At 44.1% G+C, this 15,828-nt stretch carries 9 protein-coding genes; 8 read left to right on the top strand and 1 reads right to left on the bottom strand.

The window, feature by feature from the left end; genetic code table 11:
• Positions 1-2 precede the first annotated feature (2 nt).
• From rng to ACRWQL_RS08645, 8 genes are all read left to right on the top strand, one after another.
• Positions 3-1,493, top strand: coding sequence for a ribonuclease G (gene rng / locus ACRWQL_RS08680; RefSeq protein ID WP_226411685.1), 1,491 nt, complete (start codon positions 3-5; stop codon positions 1,491-1,493).
• Complete coding sequence (locus ACRWQL_RS08675) at positions 1,493-5,764, top strand: YhdP family protein (RefSeq protein ID WP_434953113.1); 4,272 nt, start codon at positions 1,493-1,495, stop codon at positions 5,762-5,764. The genes rng and ACRWQL_RS08675 overlap by 1 nt, the downstream gene beginning before the upstream one ends.
• Positions 5,688-6,521, top strand: coding sequence for a carbon-nitrogen hydrolase family protein (locus ACRWQL_RS08670; protein ID WP_434927959.1), 834 nt, complete (start codon positions 5,688-5,690; stop codon positions 6,519-6,521). The genes ACRWQL_RS08675 and ACRWQL_RS08670 overlap by 77 nt, the downstream gene beginning before the upstream one ends.
• Positions 6,522-6,559: 38 nt before the next feature.
• Positions 6,560-8,008, top strand: coding sequence for a metalloprotease TldD (gene tldD, locus ACRWQL_RS08665; RefSeq protein ID WP_434953112.1), 1,449 nt, complete (start codon positions 6,560-6,562; stop codon positions 8,006-8,008).
• A gap of 403 nt (positions 8,009-8,411) precedes the next feature.
• Entirely contained in the window at positions 8,412-9,758 is a 1,347-nt protein-coding gene (locus ACRWQL_RS08660) for a TolC family protein (protein ID WP_434953353.1), read from the top strand.
• The gene (locus tag ACRWQL_RS08655; RefSeq protein WP_434953111.1) at positions 9,745-10,725 is read left to right on the top strand and encodes an HlyD family secretion protein; all 981 of its coding nucleotides are present in this window, start codon (positions 9,745-9,747) and stop codon (positions 10,723-10,725) included. Before ACRWQL_RS08660 ends, ACRWQL_RS08655 begins: the two co-directional genes overlap by 14 nt.
• Before the next feature lie 2 nt (positions 10,726-10,727).
• Complete coding sequence (locus tag ACRWQL_RS08650) at positions 10,728-11,924, top strand: ABC transporter permease (RefSeq protein ID WP_434953110.1); 1,197 nt, start codon at positions 10,728-10,730, stop codon at positions 11,922-11,924.
• Positions 11,921-13,066 carry an ABC transporter permease gene (locus tag ACRWQL_RS08645; RefSeq protein WP_434953109.1) on the top strand — a complete coding sequence of 382 codons (1,146 nt, stop codon included), beginning with the start codon at positions 11,921-11,923 and terminating at the stop codon, positions 13,064-13,066. The genes ACRWQL_RS08650 and ACRWQL_RS08645 overlap by 4 nt, the downstream gene beginning before the upstream one ends.
• Before the next feature lie 235 nt (positions 13,067-13,301).
• Here the strand turns inward: ACRWQL_RS08645 and ACRWQL_RS08640 are convergent, their stop codons facing one another.
• Entirely contained in the window at positions 13,302-15,785 is a 2,484-nt protein-coding gene (locus tag ACRWQL_RS08640; protein ID WP_434953352.1) for an Ig-like domain-containing protein, read from the bottom strand.
• Positions 15,786-15,828: the final 43 nt, after the last annotated feature.

Here is a 15,828-nt window from a genome sequence, read left to right as displayed (position 1 = left end):
TTATGAATATCAAAGCACAGCGTAAGAAAGGATCGGAATTACTGATAAATGTCACACCTACAGAGGCGCGCGTAGCCTTAATTGAACATGGTGTGTTACAAGAAGTGCATATTGAGCGTCGGATGAAACGAGGCTTAGTTGGTAATATCTATAAAGGCAAAATCAGCCGAGTTTTACCCGGCATGCAGGCTGCCTTTGTCGATATTGGTTTAGATAAAGCCGCATTTTTACATGCCTCAGACATAGTACCGCACACAGAATGTGTCGCCGATGTTGAAAAAGGCCACTTTGTCGTACGTGATATCGCCGAACTTGTGCGCCAGGGGCAAGATATAATGGTGCAAGTGGTTAAAGATCCGCTTGGCACAAAAGGCGCTCGATTAACCACAGATATCACCTTACCGTCTCGTTACTTAGTCTTTATGCCAGGTTCAAGCCATGTGGGTGTATCACAACGGATTGAGCTTGAAGATGAACGCGCCCGTCTGAAAAATATTACCTTACCTTATGTTGATGAAGATGGTGGTTTTATTATTCGCACCGCCGCGGAAAATATAGGTGAAGACGAACTGGCACAAGATGCGGCTTTTTTACGTCGAGTGTGGGCTAAAGTCAGTGAGCGCCGTAAGCGCAAAGGTGCTTGTTTACTTTACCAAGACTTAGCTTTACCGGTGAGAATTATTCGCGATTTTGTCGGCACTGATCTTGACAATATTAAAGTCGATTCTAGACGTACTTTTGCTGAACTACAGCAATTTGCACAGGAGTTTATGCCTGAAATCGCGCAAAAGATTGAGCTTTATGAAGGTCCTGCGCCCATTTTTGAACTGTACGATGTTGAAAATGAAATTCAGCGAGCGCTAGGTCGTAAGGTTGAGCTTAAATCCGGCGGGTATTTGATTATCGATCAAACCGAAGCTATGACAACCGTCGATATTAATACCGGTGCATTTGTTGGCCATCGAAATCTTGAAGAAACCATCTTCAATACCAATCTCGAAGCCACTCAAGCTATTGCCAAGCAACTTAGGTTACGTAACTTAGGTGGCATTATCATTATCGACTTTATTGATATGCTCAGTAGTGAGCACCAGGCGCGGGTATTAGAAAGTTTAAATGCCGCATTAGCGCTAGACAGAGTAAAAACCAGTGTCAGTGGCTTTTCAGGGCTTGGGCTGGTGGAAATGACCCGCAAGCGAACCCGCGAGAGCTTAGAGCATGTTGTGTGTGGTGAATGCCCAGCCTGTTTAGGCACAGGTTCCATGAAGACAGTAGAAACCGTCTCTTATGAAATTTTCAGAGAAATCATTCGTCTCAATCGTGCATACAAAGCAGATGAGTTTTTATTGTATTGTTCACCTGCGGTTTATATGAGCTTTAGTGGTGATGAAAGTCATTTATTGGCTGAGCTTGAGGTGTATATAGGTAAACGTATTCGTCTGCAAAATGAAACCCTGTACACTCAAAATAAATATGATGTGGTGATGATGTAGTGTGGTTACCACGTCTGACAGCTATTGGGCGCACCAGCTTACAAGTACTCGCTATTTTGCTAGTACTTTTTGCGCTTGGGGTCAGTCTTATTCGGGGCTTGTTGCCCCATATTCCAGAAGTTCGCCAAGAAATACTGATTTATGTGGAAAAAAACTATGGAGTAAAGCTGCAGTTGGAAGGATTGTCAGCGAAATGGCAAGCCTATGGACCAGCGTTAACTGTCACTAACCTAGTGTTACCACCGCAAGATAATCTACCGATAACCTTAATCAGTGAGCAGGTCAATATCAAACTCGATTTTTGGCAATCATTACTGACATTATCGCCGCAAATAGAAACGGTCAGCTTTGATAAGGTCCGTATCGCAATCGATGTAGATAATTTATCCAATCAAAGCACATCATCAACACCCATAACCAATATGGATTGGCTGTATGCTTTTTTACTCGAACAATTAGGCCACTTTTCTATTAATAATGTTTCAGTACAACTGAACAGTTCTTTGCATCAATTTCGGCCTATTTTTATTGATAACTTAGTTTGGCTCAATCAAGGCGGCGAGCACCGGGGCGAGGGGAGCTTATTTGTTGATGATCAAGCATCTGATAAAGAGTCGTTATCATTACAAATTGCATTACAAGGTAATGGTTATCAGCCTGAATCGATAAAGGGTGATATTTATATTGCCGCCGCAGCACTCGATATTGGTGAGTGGGCCTCAAGGCGAATTAATCCCCAAAGTGATGTAAATAATATCAGTTTTAAAGGTGTGGTTAATTTTGAAGCCTGGTTCAGTTTCGCCGAACGTAATATTCAAGATGGTCAGTTAATATTTCAACCAAGCTGGTTAGAATGGGATGATAAGCGCCCTAAAACCGGCGGGATTTTTGACACCAGTTTCGATGTCACATCGAATACCAAACCTGATAAAGAAGCAGATATAACACAAAATGCAGTAAATGCAGTAAATGCAGTAAATGCAGTTGAAGCTCGCAATACACAGCGTTTCGATATCAAAAATGGTCAATTAACCTGGCAAAATACCCCTGAAGGATGGCAGATTCAAAGTCATCAGTTAGCTATTGAGTCAAATCAAAAAACCTGGCCTGAACTGAGTTTATCGCTGGCGTATCATAACGCGCAATTATTTGGCCAACTGAATAAAATTAACTTAAATAATCTTGCCCCGTTATTACCGCTAATCCCCAGCGTAGGCCATGATGATGTGCAGCTGTGGCGGGATATTAATGTACAAGGCGATATCGGCCCCATAAAGCTTTATAAAGCTAAAGATAAACCGTGGGCGGCATCAGCCAGCTTAAGTCAGTTAACATGGCAAGCATTTGAACAGTTACCAGGTCTTAGTCCCGTTGATTTACATTTATCCTGGGCAAATAACACCTTACAGGCAGATCTGCCAGAGCAAGATTATAATATAGATTTTGCAGGCGGTTTTAATCAACCTTTACAGTTAACAGGTCAAACATTATCGGTTAGTTTTGATCTTAAAGACATGCGACTCACTGCGCCAGATATTGCCTTTTATAATGATGACATTCGTTTGCAGGCAGCGCTTAATCTTCATCTTGGCGATAATCCTTATATGGCGTTAGCGGCTAATCTTGATATTACCGATGTGGCTAAAGCCAGTGATTATTTTCCTTTAATGGCGATGTCGCCTAGTCTTGTCGAGTATTTAGACAGCGGCTTACAGGCAGGGCATATTGAACAGGCGAATGTACTGTGGCGAGGCGCTTTTAATCGTTATCCCTATGTTGATTTTGATGGGGTATTTCAAGCTGAGTTCAATATTAACCAAGCCGAGTTTAAGTTTCAGCCAGATTGGCCTGCGGTAAAACAGCTAGATTTATATGCTTTTTTTGAAAATAAGCTAATGGATCTCACCATTAACTCAGGCAAGTTAGGCCAGGTGGCTGTTGATGGCACCAAAGTGTGGATCCCTGAGCTAGGCGCTAAGTCTTTGTTGCGAGTTGATGCTGATTTATGGATGGATGCACAAGCGGCAGCGCAAGTTATTAACGCCTCACCACTTAAATCGAGCGTGGGCTCAACCCTTGCTGTGGTGCAGGTTAAACAAAACCTGAATACGTTGTTAGATCTGTCGATTCCGTTATTTAAAGGCGAAAATCCGTTAATTAAAGGCATCGTCCGTTTCGAAAATAATCCGGTGTTTATTAGCCAGCCAGGTGTTAATTTAACGCAAGTCAATGGTGATTTAAGTTTTGAAAATAACTTGGTCACAGGAAAAAACCTAAAAGCTAAACTATTTGGCCAGCCGCTGCAATTTAGCTTTGCCACTAAAGAAAAAGGCCGTCAGCTAGCGTTAGATGTCGACTTTAGAGGCAATATGGATATTGCATCTTTACCGACATCTTTTAATCATCCGCTGAGCGATTACTACCAAGGTGCTCTCGATTGGACAGGCCAGTTAATGATGATGTTTGGCGATCAAGGCTATAGTTTGCGCGCCCAAGCAGAAACAGACCTTCAAGGGGTAAGTGTGTCGTTACCCGCTCCCTTTGCTAAAACCGTTGAGCAGTCGCAAAAATTGTCTGCCGACATTATGGGTGACAACAAACAAATTACAGTCAATGTTAAGCTGAGCGATCAAGCTGAATTTTGGGGTGGCCTAGGGGATAAAGACGGTAACGCTTTGCAGTTTTATGACTTAATGTTAGGGCGAAACTTTAAGTTTGGTGACACATTGAGCCAACAAGATGGCGTTATTCATATTGACCTTAAGCAAGCCAATCTAACCGAATGGTTGCCCATTATTCGCGGTTTTACTGCATCGACAGCAGAAACTGTTGTCAGCGCTAACCCAGAGCCATTGGTTGCATCAAAGTCGACGTTTCCTGCTTTAAAACAAATTAATGCCAGTATTGATCAGTTCAATTTACTGGCGCAAAACTTTGAACAGCTAAAACTGACAGCCAGTCCCATCGATGAGGTCTGGCGATTTAATGTCAACTCGACACAGTTTGAAGGGCGAGTTGATTTTTATAAAAACTGGCGGGAGCAAGGGCTTAAAATTGTGGCCGACAAGCTGCACTTAGCACCCGTTGTAAAAGACAGCCAAGATGCAGAATACAGCCCCGACACTCTGCTTGATAGTTTGCCGCCGCTGGCTATTGATGTTGATGACTTTACAGTCTTTGATATGCAATTTGGTCATCTGCAAATGCAAGCCAATCCTTATGATCAAGGGTATCGTTTTCAAACGGTGTCATTAACGCACCCAGTATCTAATATTAGTTTACAGGCCAAAGGCGCATGGACCAAAAATAGCATCGGCACCATGACTCAATTTGATGTTAAATTGAATGCCGATAAGTTTGATGATTTATCAGCATTGTTAGGCATTAATCCTGGCTTGCAAGATGCACCTTTAGGGTTTATGGGTGATTTTTCATGGCAAGGTGCGCCCTATAACTTTTCGCTTGAAACCTTAAATGGCAAAATTAAATTTGATATGGGTAAAGGGCATTTGTCGGAAATAAGTGATAAAGGGGCGAGAATATTTTCACTTTTCAGCTTAGATTCTATTTTACGCAAACTGTCATTTGATTTTTCAGACGTGTTTGGTTCAGGTTTATATTTTAATAGCTTTAAGGGTAACTTAGACATTAAAGATGGCGTGGTTAAAACCACCGACACAGAAATGGATGCCGTGGCGGGCAATATGAAAGTGCGCGGTTATACAGATTTAACCACTCAAAGCCTAAATTACGACATCCGCTTTATGCCTCAATTAGCATCCAGTGTGCCAACCGTGGTATTTTTAAGTACTAGCGCCTGGACATTAGGTATTGGTGCATTTGCACTGACGAAGGTATTGGAGCCAGTGATTGAGATTATTTCTGAAATAAGATTTCGCTTAAAAGGCACCATGGATAACCCTGAACTCCAAGAGTTAGAGCGCAAAAGCAAAGAGATTGTTATTCCAGAGTCGATATTACGTGAGAATGGTATTTTTCCGGGCGCTGAAGATGTGACTGCCGATGGCAAAGGCACACAAGAGCCATCATCAAAGGGTGAAGCTAATAGTCCTGCGCCTCAAGCGCCAGCCTCAAAAGACGCTGGAACTCAATCAGAAAACGAAACCGGTGATAAACCATTAACCGCCCCCAGTGTTAATGCCAGTAATCTGCGATATTTGAAAAGGGACAGTTATGCAAATCAGTTTGTTACAATGTCAAAGCAGTCGAGACGTTCAGGCCAATCTGGCTTTTATCAACGCGCAGCTTAACCTATTACCTCGACAACCTTCACAACCGCAGTTAGTGGTTTTACCTGAATGCAGTTTGTTATTTGGCGGTCATGAGTCACAGCAATTACAATATGCAGGCACTGATGACAACGGTGAACTTAAACAAGCATTAGCCGATTTAGCACAAAAGCATCAGGTTTATATGGTCGCAGGGACGATTCCAATGCGTGCCGATGACCATAGGGTTTATAGCCGCAGTTATTTATTCAATGATAGTGGTGAAACCTTAGGCTCATACGATAAGCTGCACTTATTTGATGTAGAGGTTGCCGATGGCACTAAGACTTATCGTGAAAGTGATACCTTCCACCCAGGTTCCCGTATTACGGTTGTTGATACTCCTTTTGGCAAGGTTGGCCTAGCGATTTGTTACGACATTCGCTTCCCTGATGTGTTTCGTGCACTGCGCTTAGCCGGAGCTGATATTATTGCATTACCTTCGGCCTTCACTAAAGTGACCGGAGCTGCGCATTGGCAAGTATTGTTACAGGCCAGGGCAATTGAAACCCAATGCTACCTACTTGGCGCAGGGCAATGGGGGCAACATAATGAAGGTAGCCGAGAAACCTGGGGCCACAGCATGATTGTTGACCCCTGGGGGAAAGTGATTGCCGAACTACCCGAAGGGTTAGGTTGGGTTCAAGCCGAGATAGATTTAAAACAAGTAACAGAAATTCGCCAACAAATGCCTGTGTTAGGGCATAATCGTTTTATTGCTCCCGCGCTGGCTAAATAGAAGCTGCGGGTTGATTAGATTGAATAAAGAGAATATGAATGCCTTTTTTATCGCAAGTTGAGCAAAGCTTATTTCAAGGTGGACTGACAATCGATGGCCTGCAAGATTATTTAGCCATCATTCACCAACATCAAATTGACTTCTCTGATCTGTATTTTCAAGGCAGTCGCCATGAGTCTTGGGTACTGGAAGATGGCATCATTAAAGAAGGCAGTTTTCATATTGAGCGGGGAGTGGGCGTGCGCGCCATTACCGGCGAAAAAACCGGTTTTGCTTATGCAGATGAAATTAGCCCCGCAGCATTAGATGCAGTAGCACGAGCGGCCCGTGGTATAGCGATTGCCGGTGAACAGCACAAAGTCAAAGCCTTTAGCCGCACTAAAACTATTCAACTGTACGATAGTGCTGACCCTATTGCGGCGATGGATGAAGTCAAAAAAATTGATTTGCTAAAGCAAGCGGATGCGTATATTCGCAGCTTAGATAGCCGGGTTATTCAAGCTGTGATCAGTTTATCTGGCGTGCATGAAGAAATTCTCGTCGCGGCCAGTGACGGTACTCTAGCTGCTGATGTGCGCCCATTAGTGCGTTTTAACTGTAGTGTTATTTTAGAAGAAAACGGCAAGCGTGAACGCGGCAGTGCTGGTGGCGGTGGTCGACATGATTACAGCGTATTTTTAACCACGGACGATGCAGGACTGCCACACAGTTTTGAGTTTGCCCGTGAAGCAGTGCGCCAAGCACAGGTGAATATTCATGCCATCGATGCTCCAGCGGGTGAGATGGCCGTAGTACTCGGCAATGGCTGGCCTGGGGTATTGCTGCATGAAGCAGTAGGACATGGCTTAGAGGGTGACTTTAACCGTAAAGGCAGCAGTGCTTTTAGTGGCAAAATTGGCCAGTCGGTAGCATCAAGTTTAGTGACAGTGGTTGATGATGGCACCATGAAAAATCGCCGTGGATCATTAAGTATTGATGATGAAGGCGTGCCGACCCAAAAAACCACTCTGATTGAAAACGGTATCTTAAAAGGCTATATGCAAGACAAGCTTAACGCTCGATTAATGGGTGAAGCGTCTACAGGTAATGGCCGCCGTGAATCTTATGCTCATTTACCTATGCCACGTATGACGAATACTTACATGGAAGCGGGTCAATCTAACCCAGCCGACATTATCAAGTCAGTTAAAAAGGGTATTTACGCGCCTAATTTTGGTGGTGGGCAAGTGGATATTACTTCAGGTAAATTCGTGTTCTCAGCTTCTGAAGCTTATTTGATTGAAAATGGTGAAGTGACCAAAGCGATCAAAGGTGCCACCTTAATTGGCAACGGCCCAGAAGCCATGAGTCAGATATCTATGGTGGGTAATGATCTTGCATTAGACAAAGGTGTTGGCGTGTGTGGTAAAGACGGTCAAAGTGTGCCTGTTGGTGTGGGTCAGCCAACCTTAAAGTTAGACAAGCTCACTGTAGGCGGTACGGCTTAATTTATCGCCATAATTGATGTCATCGTCCACCTCAAACTGGATTGTGTTTGAGGTGGATTATATTCATAACAGCAAGCTTAACTTTTCAGGTCCAAGCATAAACTGCCTCTAAAGGGAGTTAAGTGCACAGACTTAACATCTATAGCCATTAGAGAGTGGCAGTAATCAAAGAGTCGGTTATAATTCATTTATATTATTAGAGCAAAAACTCTACACGGTGATGAACGACATGGATCTACAGATTAGCTCACAGCAAGTTTTCGCGACTTCAACACTGACCCGTTTGTCTGGGTTCATCAAGGCTGCTGTTATTTTACTGCTGGCCAGCGTCAACCATGTGAGTGCAGCGCAAGATCCTCAAACTTCCCCCATAGGTATTGCTCAAACACAAGCTTCGAGCACCATGAGCTTTGAGCAGGCATGGCAAAACTTATTAAAAGTGAGCGACACCTTACAAGCCAAGCAACAGCAAGTGAATCGCGCACAAGCGAAACAAGATGCGGGTAAGTCATTAAATTATCCTGCTGTCGATATTGCTGGTTCTTATACCCATTTAGAAAAACCAATTGAGCTGGATTTAATGGACTTAAATCCGATAGCCGGTCTTGACCCAGCGCAATTGCCACCCGCAATAGGCGGTATGTTAGCCACCATTCCCGCATCAGCGTTTGTCACCCCTTTTACCGAGCAAGATGTGTTTCGCTCAAGCCTACAAGCTATGTGGCCAATTTATACCGGGGGCAGAATTACCGCTGCTCAAGGTATTCAAGCTGCCCAGGTTGTTGAAGAGCAACAGCAACTAGCGTTAAGCCAGCGTGATTTATTTACCCAGCTGGTTGACCGCTATTACGCGGTGGCAGTGACCCAAGCACTAGCTGATACTCAATATCAATTAGTTGAATCACTAACAATGCACGAAGATCATGCTAGAAAGTTAGAGCAGCAAGGCCAAATTGCCAAAGTTGAACGCTTAAATGCCCAGGTCGCATTAGAGAATGCCAAAGTCAATTGGACCCGTGCCAAGCGTCAATATGAAATGACCGAAATAGCCCTTGCCAGTATGATGCATCAGCGCCAAATTTCACCGACGTCGGCTTTATTTATCCTTAATACTCAACCTGCGTTATCGCGCCTGAGTCAATTGACCTTATCGACTCATCCAGCGTTAAAATTGCTCGAGGCCAAAGAAGTACAAGCCAATGGCCTAGTGGATTTAGAGAAGGGCAGCTATTACCCAACGGTATTTCTATACGGCAATTACACCTTATACGAAGATGACAGCTTATTTTCACAGGTGGAACCCGATTGGATGGTTGGCGTTGGCATAAAAGTGCCACTATTAAGCCGTGATGGTCACAGTGGTAAGGTGCAAGCTGCCAAAAGTGCCTTATTACAAGCAAGACACACCAAAGCACAAACTCAACTTGATTTAAGCCTACTGGTTGAGCAGCAGTACCGCCAAATGATGCAAGCCATTGAAGAGATTGATGCTTTAGATATTTCATTAGCGTTAGCAGAGGAAAACCTGCGCTTACGTGAGCTCGCTTTTAATCAAGGACTATCGACATCCATTGACAGGGTCGATGCCGAGCTTAAATTAGCTGCGGTTAAAACCCAGCAGTTAGGTGCTAAATACCGTTACCTACAAACCTACGCCAAGTTGATGGCGATTAGCGGTCAGTTAGATGAGTTTATTGCACGAACCAGCCCAGTTATCACTTCACCGGAGAACAATAATGCGAGTAAATAAGTTTTTAGCGGTCATCGCATTATGTTTTCTGGGAGTATTTCTAGCTTATGGACTTTGGCTGGCCTATACGCCTAAGCCACAGACGCTACAGGGCCAAATTGAGGCGCGAGAATACAATGTGTCATCCAAGGTGCCGGGACGCGTTGAGCAAGTGATGGTTCGCCGGGGTGATATTGTGACTCAAGGTGATTTGTTATTTGCCATTAGCAGCCCTGAACTGGATGCGAAATTGATGCAAGCAGAGGGCGGCCGAGATGCCGCTAAAGCAATGCAAACCGAAGCGCAAAATGGTGCCAGACAACAAGAAATTACCGCTGCTGAAGAGCAATGGCGCAAAGCCAAAGCGGCTAATCAGTTAATGCAAGCCACTTATCAGCGGGTAGAGAATTTATTCACCGAAGGTGTCGTTGCTAGACAAAAGCGCGATGAAGCCTATACCCAATGGCAGGCTGCAAGATATACCGAACAAGCCGCATTGGCGATGTTTCAAATGGCAAAAGAGGGTGCGCGGGTAGAAACCAAAGCCGCAGCGGCGGGTAATGCACGCATGGCTGAAGGCGCGGTACGTGAGGTCAATGCTATTATGGCCGATAGCCAGATGCGTTCGCCTAAAAATGCTGAAGTCAGTGAGGTGTTATTGCAAGCGGGTGAATTAGCCCCAAGTGGTTTCCCTGTTGTTAGTTTGATAGATATGCAAGATTCATGGGCTATTTTACAGGTTAGAGAAGATCAATTAGCCGATTTTAAACAAGGGCAGCTGATTAAACTGACTGTGCCAGCTTTACAGCAAACCTATGACTTTACTGTCGATCATGTCAGCGTGATGGGGCATTTTGCTACCTGGCGTTCAACAGAAAGTGGCCATGACTTCGATATGCGCACTTTTGAGGTTGAATTAACCCCAGTAACTCCTATTGCGGATCTTCGTGTCGGTATGTCTGTACTGTATCAATATGACGCTGAGTAATCATGCTAACCATGATGGATTTCGTTAAGCGAGAGTGGCGGACACTGTGGCAATCACCTTGGCAATTAGCCTTAGTGACCTATATTCCTATTGTGAGTGTACTGTGCTTATGGTGGTTATTCAGCGCCGGATTGCCCAGGCAATTACCCGTTGCGGTAGTTGATTTAGACAATAGCCAAATGTCCAGAATGCTCACCCGAAAAATGTCGGCCAATGCAGTGATGAAACTAGAGTCATATGGACAATTAGATCTCGCCATCAAGGACATGCGCGAAGCGAAAGTGTATGCAATGGTGGTGATTCCTTATCAGTTTAAATACCAATTATTGACCTCAAAATCTCCTACAATTGATATTCGTTACAACAGTCAATATTTGCTGGTGGGTAAACTATTATCTAGCCAAATACAGATGAGTTTAGGTGCCGGACTGTTTAAAAGTGCTGAACAAAAGCTATTAATGAGCGGCGTCAATCATGCCAGTATTGCGGTAAACCTATCGCCAGTAACGAGTCAAACTACCGCCTTATTTAATCGCAATAATAACTATGTTGGTTTTTTGGTGCCGCCAGTGTTAATCGCACTATGGCAATTACTGACCATGATGGTGTTTTCTAATGCACTGAACAAAGAGCTGATTACGGTAAATAATCAAGTCACCTTACCGCAGGATTTGTGGATAAAAGTATTGGCTAAGTGCGCAGTATTTTTACCCATCATGCTATTGCACAGTAGTTTTATTTTATTGTTATTGTACCAATATTTACAGCTACCTTACGCGGGTGCATTAGGGGTACTCATCATCGCCCAAGCCATTATGCTAATAGCGTTATGGTTAATAGTGACGATGATCTTCCTGATGATGAAAGATTCGGCTCGCTGTGTCAGTTTTTGTACCGCATTATTTGCCCCAGCCTTTGCGTTTATGGGGATAACATTTCCGGTCAATGAAATGCCAGAATTGGCTCAATATTGGCGCTTGTTAATGCCATCGAGCCATTATATTGATTCCCATGTCAGTGTGGTGAGTTACGGCGCAGACAGCGCCTTAGTCTTGCAGCAACTGTCTTCCTATTGGATGTTTATTTTCATTATTCCTGTAATAGTTGGGTTATGGCATCGCGCACCTAAATTATCAGATGACACACTGGATACAGGCTTGCTGGATAGCAGCTCGTCAGTAAAGTCGGAGTTTATATGACATTTTGGGCGCTTTATTTTGCTGAATGGCGAGCACTTCTCGCCGATAAAGCCATTGTGGTGACCCTATTTGGTGGCGTGGTATTTTACTCTGTGTTGTATCCACTTCCCTATTTACATCAAGTGCCTACCGAACAAACCATTGTGGTAGTCGATCAGGACAACTCTTCGCTGAGCCGAAAGTTAACCCGCCATGCCGATGCCAGCGCCAAAATTCATATCATCGCCCATGCCAATAGTATTAACGAAGCTAAACAGCTTATACAGCAAGGTAACGCCTACGGTTTATTGGTTATTCCCGAAGGATTTAGACGTAATTTACTATTAGGCAAAGGCGCTACGCTGAGTTATGGCGGTGATGCCAGTTACTTTTTGATTTACTCAGCCGTTGCTGAAGGGTTAGTCGCTGCGGGTATGGATGCGGGTAAGCAAGTGCAACTAATGGGTTTATTAGCCCGTGGTGAAAACCCTACACTTGCAGATCAAAATATCAACTCGGTCAATATTAACGCCGTGCCGGTTTTTAATCCTAGCTTGGGTTATACGCCTTATGTTGTGCCTGGGTTGTTTATATTGATTTTGCATCAAACATTACTCATTGGCACAGGTATTTTAGGGGCTGGGCAGTGGCGCAAAAAAGGCTACTGGCAGCAAGAATCACCTATGGCAATATTCAGCGCGAGAATGGCGATGTTTGTCAGTTTATATAGCGTATTTAGCAGCTTTTATATTGGTTATTGTTTTTATGTTTATCAGGTCACTGTACTTGGAACATTAGCAGAAACGGCACTAATGATGCTGCCCTTTTTATTGGCGACAACCGCTGCTGGTATTGCGCTGAGCTGTTTGTTTACCCGACGTGATTTGCCGACTCAAATCTTTTTACTGTCATCAATGCCAATCTTGTTTGTTGCAGGTTTTGTGTGGCCAATAGCATTAATTCCAGAGCCACTCGTGTGGATGTCACAGGTTATTCCAGCCATTCCTGCAATTAATAGCATGTTGACGTTGAATCAAATGGGCGCAGACTGGTCGGCAATAATGCCGCAATGGTTACAAATGTGGTTGATGTTTGCGGTGTTTAGCGGGTTTGCTTTAGCGGGTATTAGACGTCGCCAAAAAGAAGTAAACCAGGCACATTAACAAGTAATGATATCTTGTATAGGCAGTGCTAAATTGAGGTTGAAGTTAACTTAGCTCTTAGGTAAGAGCTAGACACAAAGGTAGTTTAAATTGATTAGGCATAATCATCATAATCATCTAATTCATCATCACTAAGCACTTATATCGCCTCCTAACAAAAAGCCCACCGAAGTGGGCTTTAGAGTTAGCCAGCTAGACACTAAGTGTCAGCTCAATCTGCATTTGCTAAGTTTGACTACAGCAAAGTTACATTAAAGTTGGTTTCAGTGATAATGCCGCCTGGAGTGGTCACTGTTACCGTGACCCTACTGACTCCCGTTACACCGTTATGTTTTAATATGAATGAAGTGCTAGTACCACCGGCAAGCGTGCGGTTAGGCACAGTATAACCGTTAAATAACACCTCGCCCTCAGTCGCGATAACTGCGACTGTAGTCTTGGCAGGTAATATTTGGTTAGCAGTATCGGTCAGCTTAATTGTGAATGTTGAGAGGCCATTGACAGCGATAGGGGTAATATTACTAAAGTTAGTATTTAGCGCCGTGCCATCTTGGTTAAATTGCATCACTGCAGTTGACCCTGACATAGTAAGCACAAAAGCCTTACGGATATAGGTTTTATTGGCTTGACCTATCCCGCATATGCCGTCATTGCGAAGACATTGTGGTCCATTAAATTTAGCGTCGGGACCAGTGTAGGTACTGGCTAAAGTGTTAAAGAATTTTTCGCTGGAATCAAAAGCACCTGTCTCATTATCATCTCTAAACGCGTCGCCTAAATCGATAAAGCCAGCTGGGTGATAAGTTTCAATGTCCATACCATTACCTTTACAGGCAACTGGATTATTGCTGGCATTTAAACAAGCTAATGCAATTGCACCACCATCTTTATCACCAAACATATTATCGCCATCGGTATCAAAGAAAGTTTCATGGCCTAGTGCATAGGCTAAAATTGTCACCCTATTATCAGTGACTCGCGGGTTGGCTGATGTCCAGCTGACGTTACAGGTTCCACCTTTAGTAGAGCAAGAGGGCTGTATTTGGCCGCCTTCAGCGGTGAAGTTAACCACAGTGTCGTCGGGCGCAGGGTTACCAAAACTATCTGATGCGTAAACCGTAATAGTGACTTGCTTGCCATTTTGATTGCCTGCCTCTGGGTTGTATTCCGAGGGTGAAATACTAAAGCCAAGCTGCTGTGGTAAACCAGTATTCACCGTTAACTGTTCAGATTGGCTGGTAATGACTTCATTAGTGTCGATGTCGGTTGCTTTGGCGACGACCCGCACAGGCGTTGGTACAGTACCTGATAATACTCGAACGCTGGCTAGACCCTGTGCATTAGTAATACTTTTATCGGTTTGCTGGCCATTTGCAAAGCTTAAGCCGCCTATAACAGTATCAAGATTAAAGTTAACGGTTTGCTGTGCAGTCGGTTGACCATTGGCACTGGTGACCATAAAGGTCACTAATGATGACTCGCTTGAGCCAGTACCTCCAGCGCCTTTAATGCGAATCTGATCTGGCTCTGCAGAAATAAAGCTTAGGCTTGCTAAGGTTTGACGGCTTAAGGTGAAGTCTATACTCGCCGTTAATGCTGTGGTACCAACCATTGCTGTTGCAATGATTTGATCGCTACGTTCACTATTGCCGCTGCAACTGGTATCAGAAAAAGTCGCACCAGCACTGCCTGATAACGTTGTTACAGGCGAGTCTAAACTGGCTTTGTTATTAGTTGAGCAATCTGAGCTAAAGGCCACGCTAGTCGGTGTTTGTAAACGGCTAAAAGTGCCATCGCTATTGTCGGTAACAATGGTGGCTGTTACGCCAAATGTGCCGCCGGCGCTGACTTTATAGATACCGTTAGTATCTGTGGGTAATGTGGTGTTCAGTTCACCTTCATAAAATTCGGTAGCAGATACCCAGCGACCCATTTTTAACAAACCTGTTTGGGCGACATCATCTGCGGTTAACACTTCGTAAAAACTTGAGCTAGTGACCACCTTGCCTTGGTAATTAGTGCTCACCGCTAAGGTGCTGGCACCTAAATCTGTTACGGCGGGTGTATAGCTCACCACAGCTTTACCGCTACTATTAGTGAGCGCTGTTGCGGGTGATAAGCTGGCACTGCCGGCAGTAAAAGTCACCAATTGATCGGCGATACCTTGGTTACTGCTGTCTAATAGGGTGGCTTGTAACTGAACCGCTTCATCAACCTTAAAGCGTGTGACTGTGCCCGAAGCATGGTTAATACTGGCTGAAATGGTGACCGACTCTGTCGTTGGTGAAGTAGTTAACGCTAAAAACTCAAAATTACGACTGGCACTGACCACATTACTATTAGCAGGGTTGAATTGTACGCTTAGCTCTCCTGCATTGGTCGTACTTGAGCTAATGATGGAGCTTGCTTGACCATTAGCATTGGTGAGCTTTGAGGCAGGTGAGGCACTGCCAAAAGGTAGAACAAAATTGACTAGTTGTCCCGATGCGAGTGTATTGCCATTTTTGAGGGTGGCAACCGCACAAAATTGTTCATTAAGATAAAATGATTGCTGGCTTGTTGCGTCGCTACATTGCCCATCTACAACCGCCTGAAAACTTAAGCTAATGGCATAGTTTTCTGTGGTTGTTTCTGTCTCAGTGCCATCAGCGGCGCCATTGCAACCGCTGATAAGTAAAGATGAAGCAAAAATTAATGGAATGCTGCGACTCAAAGTCATTATTCGCATGGGTAACATCCTAGTATTATTGTTATTCAGAATC

The organism is Shewanella sp. HL-SH4 (genome assembly GCF_051164845.1).
Lineage (GTDB): Bacteria > Pseudomonadota > Gammaproteobacteria > Enterobacterales > Shewanellaceae > Shewanella > Shewanella glacialimarina.
This window is presented reverse-complemented; position numbering and strand designations above follow the sequence as displayed.

Coding starts and splice junctions, on each gene's coding strand:
- ACRWQL_RS08655 (WP_434953111.1), top strand. CDS start 9,745: ATGCGAGTAAATAAGTTTTTAGCGGTCATCGCATTATGTTTTCTGGGA.
- ACRWQL_RS08645 (WP_434953109.1), top strand. CDS start 11,921: ATGACATTTTGGGCGCTTTATTTTGCTGAATGGCGAGCACTTCTCGCC.
- ACRWQL_RS08670 (WP_434927959.1), top strand. CDS start 5,688: ATGCAAATCAGTTTGTTACAATGTCAAAGCAGTCGAGACGTTCAGGCC.
- rng (WP_226411685.1), top strand. CDS start 3: ATGAATATCAAAGCACAGCGTAAGAAAGGATCGGAATTACTGATAAAT.
- ACRWQL_RS08660 (WP_434953353.1), top strand. CDS start 8,412: ATGAGCTTTGAGCAGGCATGGCAAAACTTATTAAAAGTGAGCGACACC.
- tldD (WP_434953112.1), top strand. CDS start 6,560: ATGCCTTTTTTATCGCAAGTTGAGCAAAGCTTATTTCAAGGTGGACTG.
- ACRWQL_RS08640 (WP_434953352.1), bottom strand. CDS start 15,785: ATGACTTTGAGTCGCAGCATTCCATTAATTTTTGCTTCATCTTTACTT.
- ACRWQL_RS08650 (WP_434953110.1), top strand. CDS start 10,728: ATGCTAACCATGATGGATTTCGTTAAGCGAGAGTGGCGGACACTGTGG.